Here is a 12,430-nt window from a genome sequence, read left to right as displayed (position 1 = left end):
CGGGCCGAAGAATCCGAGCTCCCAGGTGGAGTTTCCCATGGCCGTTCGCTACGCAGTGGTCGCCGGCATCCTTGCCGGGTTGCTCGGTATGTACTCGACAATGGCGACGGCGCAGACGCCCGCCGTCCCCGCCACCACGCCTGCTGACAGCGCGCCGGTCGATGCCGAGATCCGGCGCCAGATGGCCGAGGGCCACCTGGTCGGAGTCGCCGCCGCGGTCATTCTGGATGGCGAGGTGGTGTGGCGGGGCGGTTATGGCCTGGCCGATCGGGACTCTGGGCGGCCGTTCACCACGGACACGGTGATGAACATTGCGTCCATCAGCAAGTCCGTCGTGGGCGCGGCGATGATGCGGGCGCAGGAGGAGGGCCTGTTGTCGCTCGATGCGGACGTGAGCGGCTATCTGCCATTCGCGGTCCGCAACCCGCATTATCCGGACCAGCCGATCACGCTGCGACAACTGGCGACCCACACGTCCAGCATCAGCGATCGTTGGTCGCTGTATGCCACCAGCTATCACTTCGGCCGCGACGCGCCGCAACCGCTGGGCGAGTTCCTGAAAGGCTACCTGGCCGTGGGCGGCGCCGACTACGCGCCCGATAACTTCCTGTCCGCGGCTCCGGGCGCGGAGCGCGACTATTCCAACATCGGCGCGGGCCTGGCCGGTTACATCGTCGAGCGGGTCACGGGCGAGCCGCTGGCGCGCTATGCGCAACGCCGCCTGTTCGAGCCGCTGGGCATGCACAGCACGCGCTGGCACTTGACTCCCGCCGGCGCGACGCCGGACGCCACGCTGTATATCGCGCAGGACGAGATGGCGATTGCGATCCAGCCCTATACCGTGACCACGTGGCCGGATGGCGGCGTGCGGACTTCGGTCGAGGATCTGTCGAAGTTCTTCATCGCGCTGCTCAATCGCGGACAGGGGAACGAGAACCGCGTGCTGCAGCAGAACTCGGTGGACGAGATGCTGCGCCTGCAGTTCACCCCCACCCACAAGCCCGGCAATGTCGACATCGCCGAGAAGAACTCCGGCTTGTTCTGGCAGACGAAGTACAACACGCGGTATGTCGGTCACGGCGGCAGCGATCCGGGCATGAAGACCGAGATGCTGGCCACGCCCGACTTGCGCACCGGGGTTGTCTTCTTCACCAACACCTCGGGCGAGGGAACGGAGAAGGCCTACGACGGCATTCTCAAGGCCCTGTTCGCCCATGCGGAGGTGTTGCGCCGCGCGCAAGCGCAGTGACGCGCTATCCACGGCGTGGATGACGCCTATCGATTGCAGCTGTCTGGTTGGATGGCGGGGGCAGTGCCTACGATGGGGCATCCCTTCTCCGGAGCGCATTGCACATGTCTCTGTCCAGGACGCCGCTTGCGGCCGCGCTGCTGGCCGCCGTGTTGTTCCAGGTTCCCGCGGTCCCCGCCCAGGCCGATCCCCCATCGCAGGTGATGCAGCAGCAGGCCGGCGGCTATCGCGTGCGCATCGGCGAGGTCACGGTGACCGCGTTGACCGATGGCACGGTGGCGCAGGACCTGCACCCGTTGCTGCAAGGCACGACGCCGCAGGCCGTTGACGATCTGCTGGCGCGCAACTTCGAGCGCAATCCGATCGAGGTGTCCATCAATGTCTTCCTGGTCGAACTGCCCGGCCATCGCGTGCTGGTCGATACCGGCGCAGGGCAGGTGTTCGGGCCCGGCAATGGCGGCCGTCTGCTCGAGAGCCTGGCCGCCCAGGGCCTGCGCCCGGAGGATGTGACCGACGTGCTGCTCACGCACCCCCATTCCGACCATGCCGCCGGGCTGGTGCGCGATGGCGAGCGCGTGTTTCCCAATGCCGTGGTGCACGTCGGCAAGCCGGACGTGGACTTCTTCTTCGACGACGAGGCCCGTCGCGAGAGCGGCTACGATGCGCAGTACTTCGAGATCGCCCGGATGACCTTGGCGCCGTATCTCGAGGCCGACCAAGTCGCCACGTTCTCGGGCACGCAGCAGGTACTGCCGGGCATCACTGGCACGGTGCATCCCGGGCACACGCCGGGATCCGCGTTCTACCGACTCGACAGCGCCGGCGAAAGCATCACCTTCGTGGGCGACCTGATCCATGCGGCGGCCGTGCAGTTTCCCAAGCCGGGGGTCACGATCACCTACGACCAGGATCCTGCGGGTGCGAAGTCGGTGCGCCAGGCGCAGTTCGCCACGTTCGCGCGCGAGCGCACGCTGATCGCCGCGCCGCATCTCCCGTTCCCGGGCATCGGTCACGTCCGGGCCGGTGTGGACGGTGGCTATGATTGGGTACCGGTCACCTACACCAATCGCCAGGAACACTAGCCTTGTCGCTGCGCGCCGCCTTGCCGCCCGGTCTGGACATGGACCTGCTGCTGACGCTGGACGCGTTGCTGGCCGAGCAGAACATCACGCATGCGGCGCAGCGGCTGGGCATCAGCCAGCCGGCGATGTCGGCCCGTCTGACGCGGCTGCGGCAGGTCTTCGGCGATCGGCTGTTCGTGGCGGCGCCCAGTGGCCGCGGCGTGGTGCCAACACCGCGGGCACTGGCCTTGCGGCCGATGCTGGGCGATGTCTTGCGCGGCATTGCGGACCTGCTCACGCCAGCGACGTTCGAGCCCAGCACCAGTCAGCGGACCTTTGTCGTCGCGCTGCACGACAATCCCGCCCTGATGCTGGGCTCCGACCTGGTCAACCGTTTGCGGGTGCAGGCACCGCAGGTGCGCGTCCGTTTCGCGCTCCCGGACATGCAGGCCTTGCCCGCGCAACTGGAGCAAGGGGAGGTGGATGTGTTCGTCGGGCTCAGCGATGTTGCCGAGCACGGCTGGGTGGGGCGGACCTTGTTCACCGACACATTCCTCACCGCCCAGCGCAAGGGGCATCCGCGCGGCGGCCGCAAGCTGAGCCTGCCGGCGTTCTGCGCGGCAGCGCATCTGGTGGTCTCGTCCACCGGCGATCCGTTCTCGGGCTTCGTGGATACGGCGCTCGCCAAGCTGGGCCGTTGCCGTCACGTCGTCATGTCGACCGAGAGCTATGCGACGGCGCCAGCGCTGGTCGCCAATACCGATCTGCTGTGCACGCTGCCCGGGCGCTTGTTGCGGCGCTTCGACGCCTCGTTGGACTTGTTCGCGCCGCCGCTGGCTTTGCCCAAGGTCACGATCAGCGCTTACTGGCATCCGCGCAGCCGGGACGACGCCGCCAGTGTCTGGTTCCGCGATCAGCTGTTCCAGGCGGCCGGCGTCACGACGCGCTGATTCACGCCTGGGCAGAGGTTGGCCGGCAGCGTCCACTGGCCGCGCTGACCTTGATTGCAGCTATTCTGCTTTTATTCGCATTGCAGGTATTGATGCTGACGACATCCGATCTGGGACATCAGTTCCGCCAGCGGTCTTCGACCTGGTCGGGGTGGGCCCATGCCATGCGCTCAGCCCTCGCTTACTCGAAGCGGATCGGCCCATTGGATCTGGCGTCTGCCTCCATGTCCACGACAGGCGGTGCATTCCGAGCGCTTGCATCCAGCAATCTGTAGAGCCAGAACGCCTCGTCCTGCCAGGTCTTGTCGCGCAACTGCCGCGCCGACAGTCCGGTCACCCGCTTCACTTCGCGCCCCAGATGGGACTGGTCGCTGTAGCCTGCGTTCGCCGCGACAGTGGCCAGATCCGGCGCGTGGTGCGCGGCATAGGCGAACGCGCCTTCGATGCGTGCGTACAGTTCAAGATCGCGCTGGCTCTGTCCGGTCAGCTGCTTGATCCGGCGCTGGACCTGTCGCATGCCCACGCCGAGCGAGGTGCGGGCGCCCCGTGCGGTCAGCGAGGTCAGCCAACTGCGGATCCCCACGATGCCTGCAGCCTGCTGGGCGTCCTGCCATAACGGCGTCAAGCGCGTGTCCAGCGCGTCGAGCGGCGCATCGCATTCGCCGATGCCCGACAGGGCCGCGAGCGCTTCGGGGGGCAATACCTGGTCGGCGGGGACGACGGTGTCCACGTACGCCTGCAACCGGATGCCCCACAGCCGTACCAGCGCATCGGGGTAGAAGCTGACCATCAACGCGTGGACCGGGCCAGGCGACCAACTGGCGGCGGGCTTGCGGAATGGGCCGGCAAAGACGAGGGCCGGCAATGGCGCGTCGCGCGGCCGGGCGGGTGCGCCGCCGTCGACGTCGACCATGTGCAACTGCCCGTCGAGGATCCAGGACAAGGAGGGCAGGGGCGAGGCGGGATACATGTTGATCCGCTCTGCGGCCGTGAGACTCAACCCGCGCGTGTCGCGCTCGATCGCGCTATGGACGCAGCCGGCCAAGGCGGGCGGCGGCATATGCAACCGCGCCGCCTCCGACGACCGCCCGACATGTCGCTTGCGTTCTATACCGGCGCGTCTCATGCCTTCGACAATCCCACCTTCATCCACCGGACCTGTCGAGCAAGACGCCATGACCAGAACCGTGTTCCAGGGCAAGCTATCACATCGAGTGCGGAGCGCCTGGGTGCTGCTGACCACGTCGTTGACGGTGCTTGCGCGCCGGGTTGTCGGCAAACCGTTGGTGGCCGAGTGGTCGATACCGTTTGAAATCGGGACGCTGTTCTATCGTCGCCAATTCAACCACGCCTTCTCGCTGGACACGATCGCAGAAGGGCGCGCCTACTTCGACAGTTGCTTCACGATTGCCGGCCCGCCGCCGCCCGTGGAGATCCGGGAGAGCGGGGCCGGAGAACCGCCAGGTGCGTGGTTCACCCCGAAGGAATACACGGGTGCGCTGACGATTCTGTACTTCCACGGCGGCGGCTATACCTTCCATGCGGCGGTGACGCGCAACTTCATCGCGATGCTGGCGCACATGCTGCAGGTGCGGATCTTCTCGCTGGAATACCGGATGACGCCCGAGCACGCGCATCCTGCGCAGCTCGACGATGCCTTGTCCGCTTACCGGCACCTGGTGACGACGGGGATCGCGCCAACGGACCTGATCCTCTGTGGTGACTCGGCGGGCGGGCATCTGGTGCTGATGACCTTGGCCGCGCTGCGGGCATCGGAACTGCCGCAGCCGCTGCTGGCGATCGCGATCAGTCCATGGACCTACATCGGCCGATTGGGCGACAGCCAGTTCGGAAACGACCGGTACGACATGGTGCAGGGCTACCAGACCTTGCAGTACGGGGCGTGGTTGAAGGGACAGGGGACCTACACCGACGAGGCACTTTCGCCCATGGGACAGGATTTTGGCGGCACGGCGCCGCTGTACATCCAGGCGGGCGACAAGGAGATCCTGGTGGACATGATCCGCGCGTTCGCCAAGCAGGCCGCCGGCCAGGGGGCAGGCGTGCGCCTGGATGTCTGGGACCACATGACGCACGAGTTCCATGCCTACGGTGATACCGAGCCGGCCAGCCGGCACGCCATCGCGCGCATGCGGCAAGCCATGGAGTGGGCGGTGGCGACACATGACCAGGCCGTTGGCCAGAGAGGCAAGGTGACGGCGGGGCTGTTCCCGGCCATCGACGAGACCGAGGTCGACGCCTGGCCCGACGCGCGGTCGACGGCATCGGCTGGCTGAAGCCGCCGCGCCGCCCCGCATCGGCCTTCGCGGGCATGTACCGCGAAGGATCCGCTCGACTCAGCGGCGCCGGACCGACGCTCATCAGCACCGCTGTCGCGGACTGCCTCGCTCGTGCCTCGGACATGACGCTTTGCACTGGCATGTGGAGGTCGAGTGTCACTAGCCTGCGCAGTCACCTCCGGCATGTCGGAGCCGTCATGGCATATCTACCAAGACTTCCTTGAGGGGATCGTATGCTGTTCGCACTGTTGCGTGGTGCCATTGTGGTGGCAGGACTATCGACCTGTTTTCCGTCTTCCGCACAGGCGACCACGTCGCTGGAAGAAGCCAACCGCCGGGCGACGGCATTCGTCCAGCAGACCATGCGCGAGCAGAGGATCCCAGGACTTCAGCTGGCCGTGGTCAGCCAGGGAAAGGTGGTCCTGCTTGAGAATTTCGGATTTGCGAACGTCGAGAATCGGGTGCCGGTCACGGGCAAGACCCTCTTTCCGATCAACTCGGCGACCAAATCGATCACGGGCGTGGCCGTCATGCAGCTTGTCCAGGACGGGCGTGTCGATCTCGATGCGCCATTGTCGCGTTACCTGGACAACCTGCCGGCGGCGTGGCACGAGGTGCGTATCCGACAGCTATTGGGGCACACCTCCGGCCTGCCTGATCTGGTCGACGCACAGGGCGCTCTTGGCGGCCTGACCGAGCGGGAAGCCTGGGCCGCCGTGGAGGCGCGACCGATCGATGCGCGACCGGGCGAGGCGTTCGCATACAACCAGACAAACTATGGCCTGCTATCACGGGTCATCGTCGAACTCACTGGACAGCCATACGAACGATTCGTCGCCGAGCGCCAGTTCGCTGTCGCCGGGATGGCGGCCAGCACCTTTGGCGATAGCTATGATTTGGTTGCCGGGGCTGCCACGATCTACAGCCGTTCCCCTCGGGGCACGCAGGCTCCGGACGACGCTGATCGACTATCGCACTGGATCTATGAGATTCCGTATAGCGTCTGGGCAGGCGGCGGTATGCAAACCACGGCCGAGGAGCTTGCGCATTGGATCATCGCGCTGTCCGAGAAGCGCCTGATCGACGCGGCGCACATGCAGGGGATGTGGCAACCAGAGGCGCTCAATAGCGGTGCGCAGGGCGAATGGGCCTTGGGCTGGTCGGTCCTCAAGGCGGATTTTCCCCGCCAGGTCGCGGGCATCGGCGGCGCGCGGGCTGCCTTTGTTGTCTATCCCGACGAAGATCTGGCCGTCATCGTACTGACCAACCTCGCGGGATCGAATCCGCAGAGATTCATCCGTCGCATCGGCGAGTTCTATCAATCCCGTCCCGGTACGACTGAAGACTCGGCGGCGAACCTTTGACCACACGGCGCTGCGTGGCCTGTTGATAATCGAGCGGGCTTCATCATCGAAGAACAAGCGGTCACGCACGACAGGGGCGACATGGTGCAGTGCAGGCGTGACGGGTGCTGGCCAACAAGGCGTTTTTCGAGGACGCATCAGGCCGCAACTCAGCGGCCCAGCCCGCGCAGCACCTTCGCCAGCGTCTTGATCCCCGCTTCGATCTCCTGCGGGGCGTGGGCGGCGAATCCCATCAGAAACCCCGGCGTGGGCGCATCCGCGATGGACAGCGTGCTCAGGCCGAGCAGGTCGATGCCTGCGCGGTGCGCGGCGTCCACGGCCTCGGCTTCGGACAGGTCGTCGACGAACAGGCAGGGCATCTGCATGCCGCCAGCCGGCACGCGGGGTTCGAGAAACTCGGATAGGTGCTGTCGGGTCAGCGCGGCCAGCACGTCCCGGCGTTCGGCATAGACGGCGCGCATGTTGCGCACATGGGCGCCGAAATGGCCGCCTTCGATGAAGCGGGCCAGCGTGAGTTGTGGGATCGGGGCGCTGTGGCCGTCGAGCAAGGTGCGGGCGGCGTTCATCGGCGCGACCAGGGACGGGGGCAGCACCATGTAGCCGACGCGCAGTCCGGGGAACAGCGACTTGGTGAAGGTGCCGATGTAGAGCGTGCGCTCGTGCGGATCGAGCCCCTGCACGCAGGCGGTCGGTTTGCCTGCGTAGTGGAACTCGCTGTCGTAGTCGTCCTCGATGATCCAGGCCTGCTGGTCCCGGGCCCAGTCGATGATCGCCAGGCGCCGGTCCAGGGCCAGCGTTGCGCCGGACGGGAACTGGTGCGAAGGCGTCAGAAACACTGCACGCGCGGTGTCGCCGGGCCGCCGACTGGCCTCGAGCAGGCGGTCGACCTGCAGGCCGTGCGCATCGACCGGGACCGGCATGCATTGCAACCCGGCGGCCTCGAAGGCCTTGCGTGCGCCGTGATAGCCGGGATTTTCGATGAAGATCCGCTCGCCGGCATCGAGCAGCAGCGTGGCGCACAACGTCAGCGCCTGCTGCGAGCTGGTCAGGACCAGCACGCGGTCGGGTGTGGCCCGCGCGCCGCGTTCGAGGTTGACGTAGTCGGCGATCGCCTGCCGCAGCGGGGCCATGCCCTGGGCCGGGCTGTGCAGCAGGGCGCGGGTGCCGTACTCCTTCAGGACCTGGCGCTCGAGCCGTTCCCAGGTCGGCAGCGGAAAGCTGCGGGTTTCCGGGACACCGGGCACGAAGGCGCGTGGCGCCGGGAAGTCGCGCACGCCGCCGCGCTGGAACAGGGCGCTGCCGCGCTCGCTCAGGCGCGCGGGCGTGCGATCAGGGCTCGGACGTCGTGCCTTGCCGCGGCCGGGCAGGCGCTGCGCGCGTTCGGACACGAAGCTGCCGCTGCCCACGCGCCGGTCGATGAAGCCTTCGGCGTGCAGTTGGCTGTAGGCGGCTTCGACGGTGTCTCGCGAGACGCCCAGCGACTTCGCCAGCGCCCGCGATGCCGGCAGCGGCCGGCCGACCTCGAGCATGCCGTCGAGGATCAGCTGACGCACCGCGCGTTGCACCCGCAGGTGCAGCGGCAAAGCGCGCTGCGCGGGGTCGCCGATGGCGGCTTTCACCGACTCGAGCTGGGCGTGCTTGAACAAGTGGTCTGCTCCATTGCCAGAAAGTGGCTGGGCGAATCGGGCCATTGTCCGCCTATAAATAGGCGCCGCAAGCTCAATGCCGCTGTAGGAGTCGTCCGTTCCCCATGGCCCATGCCCCCACGTCTGCGTCCGTTCGCTGGAAGGACCTCCCGCACCCGGTCATTGCCGGGCTGATTTCCGTCATCGTCAATTACGGCGGCACCTTCATCCTGGTGTTCCAGGCGGCCAAGAGTGCTGGCCTGAGCCCGGAACTGACCGCCTCGTGGGTGTGGGCGGTCTCGATCGGGGTGGGGATCACCGGCATCGTCCTGAGCTGGACGACCCGCGAGCCGATCATCACCGCCTGGTCGACGCCGGCCGCAGCATTCCTGGTCACCGCGCTGGCGACGACGCCGTATGCGGAAGCCGTGGGCGCCTATCTGATCTCGGCGGCCGCGTTCGTGCTGCTGGGGGTATCGGGCTGGTTCGAGCGCGTGATCCGGCTGATCCCGCCGGGCGTGACCGCCGGATTGCTGGCCGGCATCCTGCTGCAGTTCGGTATCGGCGCTTTTGCCGGCGTGAGCCTGGACCCGCTGCTGGCGGGCGTGCTGATCGTCGGCTACCTGGTGCTCAAGCGGGTGGCGCCGCGTTATGCGGTGGTGGGCATCCTGGTGCTTGGGCTGGTGTTCCTGCTGCTCCAGCATCGGGTCGATGTCGCCGGGCTGCGCCTGGCCCTGGCCGCGCCGGTGTTCACCATGCCGGTGTTCTCATTCAACGCCTTGTTGAGCGTGGCGTTGCCGCTGTTCCTGATCACGCTGACCGGTCAGTACATGCCGGGCATGCTGGTGCTGCGCAACGACGGCTTCAAGACCAGTGCCAATCCGATCGTGACGCTGACCGGTCTGGGCTCGCTGCTGATGGCGCCGTTCGGCTCGCATGCCTTCAACATCGCCGCCATCACCGCGGCGATCTGCACCGGCCGCGAGGCCCACGAACAGCCGTCCAAGCGCTGGATCGCCGGCGTGGCCGCGGGTGTGTTCTACATCCTGGTCGGGGTGTTCGGGGTGACGCTGGCGACGTTGTTCATGGCGTTTCCGGCGACCTTCATCGCGACACTCGCCGGCCTGGCGTTGCTCGGCACCATCGGCGGCAGCCTGGCCAGCGCGATGGCCGAGGCCAAGACCCGCGAAGCGGCGCTGATCACGTTCCTGGCCGCGGCCGCCAACATCAAGCTGCTGGGCATCGGCGGAGCGTTCTGGGGTCTGGTGATCGGGCTGGTGGCCTACGCGGTGCTCAACGGTCGATGGCCGCAGCGCAAGCCGGCAGCGGTGGGGGCTGTGCTGCCGCTGGACGGCACGGTGCGCTGATGGCGATGGCGTTCGACACCCCGACCGGCCACGACCGGCACGGCCGCTATCCCGAAGCGACCAGCGTCGAGGATGTTCGCCGCAATCTGGCTGCGGTGCAGGCGCGCATCGCGGCCGCCTGCCGCCGCGTCGGACGCGACCCGGCGACGGTGCGCCTGCTGCCGGTCAGCAAGACCAAGCCCGAGGCCAGCCTGCGCCTGGCGTATGCGGCGGGGTGCCGGTTGCTGGGCGAGAACAAGGTGCAGGAAGCGCACCGCAAGTGGGAGGCGATGCAGGATCTGGGCGACCTGCAGTGGTCGGTCATCGGCCATTTGCAGACCAACAAGGCCAAGCTGGTGGCGCGGTTCGCCAGCGAGTTCCAGGCGCTCGACAGCCTGCGCGTGGCCGAGGCGCTGGAACGGCGCCTGCAGATCGAGGGCCGCTCGCTGGATGTCTATGTGCAGGTCAACACCTCGGGCGAGGCGAGCAAGTACGGGCTCGCGCCCGAGGACGTGCCGGCCTTCCTGCAGGCACTGCCTGCCTTCCCGGCGCTGCGCGTGCGCGGGCTGATGACCCTGGCGCTGTTCTCCAGCGAGGCCGAACGCGTGCGCCAATGCTTCGTGTTGCTGCGCGAGTTGCGCGATCGGCTGCAACAAGAGGCGCCCGCCGGCATCGCACTCGATGCGCTGTCGATGGGCATGTCGGGCGATTTCGAGATCGCGATCGAGGAAGGCGCGACCGTCGTGCGGGTCGGCCAGGCGATCTTCGGCGCCCGCGCGACGCCTGACAGCCATTACTGGCCCGATGCCGCGGGGCCGGAGTCGACACCAGCATGAAAACAGCCGTTGCGATCCGTCATCTGCACTTCGAGGATCTGGGCACGCTGGCGCCGCTGCTTGGCGCACGCGGCTACACCGTGCGCTATCTGGATGCCGGCAGCGAACCCATCGACGCCGACGCGCTGGCCGCAGCCGACCTCTTGGTCGTGCTGGGCGGCCCGATCGGTGCGTACGACGAGGCGACGTATCCGTGTCTCGCCGACGAACTCAACGTCATCGCCCAGCGGCTGCAAAACGCCAGGCCGCTGCTCGGCATCTGCCTGGGCGCGCAGTTGATCGCCCGTGCACTCGACGCCGATGTCGCCAGCATGGGTCACAAGGAGATCGGCTTTGCGCCGTTGAGGCTGACAGCCGAGGGCGAGGCGTCACCGCTGGCGGCGCTGGACGGCGTGCCGGTGTTGCATTGGCATGGCGATCGTTTCGAGATTCCGGCCGGTGTGGTCCGACTGGCGGGGACCGACGCGTGTGCCCATCAGGCCTTCGCCATCGGCCGGCATGTGCTGGCGCTGCAATGTCATCTGGAGGCCGAGCCGCAGCGCATCGAACAGTGGTTGATCGGCCATGCCTGCGAACTGGCGCAGGCCGGCCTCGATCCGCGCGCCTTGCGCGCCGATGCGCACGCCAGGCGAGACGATCTGCCGCGGGTGGCGCAGGCGGTGTTCGGTGCCTGGCTCGACGAGCTCGAGACCGACGATGCGGCGGGCGCGGCACGATGAGCGCAGCACACTCGCCTGACCTTCGGCCGCTCGCGCTGGACGTGGTCTCGGTGCAGTCGCAAGTGGTCTATGGGCGGGTCGGCAACGCCGTCGCAGTGCCGACTCTGGACGCATTGGGGCTTGCGGTGGCGGCGGTGCCGACCGTGGTCTTCAGCAATACGCCGCATTACCCGACGCTGCACGGCGGCGCGCTGCCGGCGGGCTGGGTCGCGGGCTACTTGCAGGATCTGTCGGCGCGCGGCGCACTCGCAGACCTGCGCGCCGTGCTGGTCGGGTATCTGGGCGACCCACGGCAGGCCGCGGTCGTGGCGCGCTGGATCCGCACGCGCCTGGACGCATGCGCGGCGCTGTGTGTCGTGATCGACCCGGTGATCGGCGATCACGACCACGGCGTCTATGTCGATCCCGGGCTGGTCGAGGCCTACCGCCGAGAGCTGCTGCCCTTGGCCGACGGCTTGACGCCGAACGGGTTCGAACTGGCGCAGCTGACCGGTCGCTCCGTGCACGATGTCGACAGCGTGGTCGCCGCCGCTCGGACACTGTTGACCGGCCGCACGCAGTGGGTCGCGGTGACCAGCGCCGCCCCCGACACCTGGGCCGCGGGCGAGACCCAGGTGGTGCTGGTCACGCGCACATCGGTCGACGTGATCGTGCATCCGCGCGTCGCCATCACGCCCAAGGGCACCGGCGACCTGTTCTGCGCGGCGCTGACCGGGCACTGCTTGCGCGGGCTGGGCCTGGTGGATGCGGCGACGCAGGCCTGCCGCCATGTCGTCGAGGCGCTGCGGCGGACCGAGCAGGCGCAATGCGCCGAACTGCTGCTGCCGATGTCGGGCCACCCGCGTGGCGATGCCGCGCCCTCGTCACGCGCGCGTGTGACCGCGGCGCGCTGGCGGCACCGACAGGCACGCCGTCCGACGCAAACGCCCACGCCCGCGCCCGATGGCGCCCGTCCCACCCCATACCCCACGCCATAGGCC

Annotated in this window: 11 protein-coding genes; 9 read left to right on the top strand and 2 right to left on the bottom strand. The window is 67.8% G+C overall.

What is annotated here, in order from left to right; translation table 11 throughout:
- Positions 1–37: 37 nt before the first annotated feature.
- From FHW73_RS12340 to FHW73_RS12330, 3 genes are all read left to right on the top strand, one after another.
- The gene (locus FHW73_RS12340; RefSeq protein WP_183427020.1) at positions 38–1,249 is read left to right on the top strand and encodes a serine hydrolase domain-containing protein; all 1,212 of its coding nucleotides are present in this window, start codon (positions 38–40) and stop codon (positions 1,247–1,249) included.
- A 104-nt stretch (positions 1,250–1,353) separates the two neighbouring features.
- Positions 1,354–2,331: an MBL fold metallo-hydrolase gene (locus FHW73_RS12335; RefSeq protein WP_183427018.1), complete on the top strand. Its 978-nt coding sequence runs from the start codon at positions 1,354–1,356 to the stop codon at positions 2,329–2,331.
- 2 nt (positions 2,332–2,333) lie between these two features.
- Positions 2,334–3,260, top strand: a complete 927-nt coding sequence (locus FHW73_RS12330; RefSeq protein ID WP_221187534.1) for a LysR family transcriptional regulator — start codon at positions 2,334–2,336, stop codon at positions 3,258–3,260.
- A gap of 181 nt (positions 3,261–3,441) precedes the next feature.
- Here FHW73_RS12330 and FHW73_RS12325 read toward each other — a convergent pair whose 3' ends face one another.
- Positions 3,442–4,461 carry a helix-turn-helix domain-containing protein gene (locus tag FHW73_RS12325; RefSeq protein WP_183427017.1) on the bottom strand — a complete coding sequence of 340 codons (1,020 nt, stop codon included), beginning with the start codon at positions 4,459–4,461 and terminating at the stop codon, positions 3,442–3,444.
- Here FHW73_RS12325 and FHW73_RS12320 point away from each other — a divergent pair.
- Positions 4,436–5,557: an alpha/beta hydrolase gene (locus FHW73_RS12320; protein WP_183427015.1), complete on the top strand. Its 1,122-nt coding sequence runs from the start codon at positions 4,436–4,438 to the stop codon at positions 5,555–5,557. The genes FHW73_RS12325 and FHW73_RS12320 overlap by 26 nt on opposite strands.
- A 236-nt stretch (positions 5,558–5,793) precedes the next feature.
- Positions 5,794–6,924, top strand: a complete 1,131-nt coding sequence (locus FHW73_RS12315; protein WP_183427013.1) for a serine hydrolase domain-containing protein — start codon at positions 5,794–5,796, stop codon at positions 6,922–6,924.
- A gap of 149 nt (positions 6,925–7,073) precedes the next feature.
- Here FHW73_RS12315 and FHW73_RS12310 read toward each other — a convergent pair whose 3' ends face one another.
- A complete protein-coding gene (locus FHW73_RS12310; RefSeq protein WP_183427012.1) occupies positions 7,074–8,570 on the bottom strand; it encodes a PLP-dependent aminotransferase family protein in 1,497 nt (498 codons plus the stop codon).
- Between the two features lie 104 nt (positions 8,571–8,674).
- On the opposite strand from FHW73_RS12310, the gene FHW73_RS12305 reads away from it, so the two are divergent.
- From FHW73_RS12305 to pdxK, 4 genes are read left to right on the top strand one after another with little or no spacing between them, the layout of a single operon-like run.
- Positions 8,675–9,916 (top strand): benzoate/H(+) symporter BenE family transporter, encoded by a 1,242-nt coding sequence (locus tag FHW73_RS12305; protein ID WP_183427010.1) that lies wholly within the window; start codon positions 8,675–8,677, stop codon positions 9,914–9,916.
- Between the two features lie 5 nt (positions 9,917–9,921).
- On the top strand, positions 9,922–10,731 hold the full coding sequence (locus FHW73_RS12300; RefSeq protein WP_221187551.1) for a YggS family pyridoxal phosphate-dependent enzyme: 810 nt from the start codon (positions 9,922–9,924) through the stop codon (positions 10,729–10,731).
- A complete protein-coding gene (locus FHW73_RS12295; RefSeq protein WP_183427007.1) occupies positions 10,728–11,450 on the top strand; it encodes a glutamine amidotransferase in 723 nt (240 codons plus the stop codon). Before FHW73_RS12300 ends, FHW73_RS12295 begins: the two co-directional genes overlap by 4 nt.
- A complete protein-coding gene (gene pdxK / locus FHW73_RS12290) occupies positions 11,447–12,427 on the top strand; it encodes a pyridoxine/pyridoxal/pyridoxamine kinase (RefSeq protein ID WP_183427006.1) in 981 nt (326 codons plus the stop codon). The genes FHW73_RS12295 and pdxK overlap by 4 nt, the downstream gene beginning before the upstream one ends.
- The last annotated feature ends 3 nt before the right edge of the window (positions 12,428–12,430 follow it).

Origin of the sequence: Luteimonas sp. RC10 (assembly GCF_014192745.1) — a bacterium.
Classification (GTDB): domain Bacteria; phylum Pseudomonadota; class Gammaproteobacteria; order Xanthomonadales; family Xanthomonadaceae; genus Luteimonas.
Note: the sequence above shows the minus strand (reverse complement) of the source record. Positions and strands in the feature narration are given on the sequence as shown.

Excerpts from the sequence above, each read along its gene's own strand:
- FHW73_RS12340 (WP_183427020.1), top strand. The coding sequence starts at position 38 with ATGGCCGTTCGCTACGCAGTGGTCGCCGGCATCCTTGCCGGGTTGCTC.
- FHW73_RS12335 (WP_183427018.1), top strand. The coding sequence starts at position 1,354 with ATGTCTCTGTCCAGGACGCCGCTTGCGGCCGCGCTGCTGGCCGCCGTG.
- FHW73_RS12320 (WP_183427015.1), top strand. The coding sequence starts at position 4,436 with ATGACCAGAACCGTGTTCCAGGGCAAGCTATCACATCGAGTGCGGAGC.
- FHW73_RS12315 (WP_183427013.1), top strand. The coding sequence starts at position 5,794 with ATGCTGTTCGCACTGTTGCGTGGTGCCATTGTGGTGGCAGGACTATCG.
- FHW73_RS12305 (WP_183427010.1), top strand. The coding sequence starts at position 8,675 with ATGGCCCATGCCCCCACGTCTGCGTCCGTTCGCTGGAAGGACCTCCCG.
- FHW73_RS12300 (WP_221187551.1), top strand. The coding sequence starts at position 9,922 with ATGGCGTTCGACACCCCGACCGGCCACGACCGGCACGGCCGCTATCCC.
- FHW73_RS12295 (WP_183427007.1), top strand. The coding sequence starts at position 10,728 with ATGAAAACAGCCGTTGCGATCCGTCATCTGCACTTCGAGGATCTGGGC.
- pdxK (WP_183427006.1), top strand. The coding sequence starts at position 11,447 with ATGAGCGCAGCACACTCGCCTGACCTTCGGCCGCTCGCGCTGGACGTG.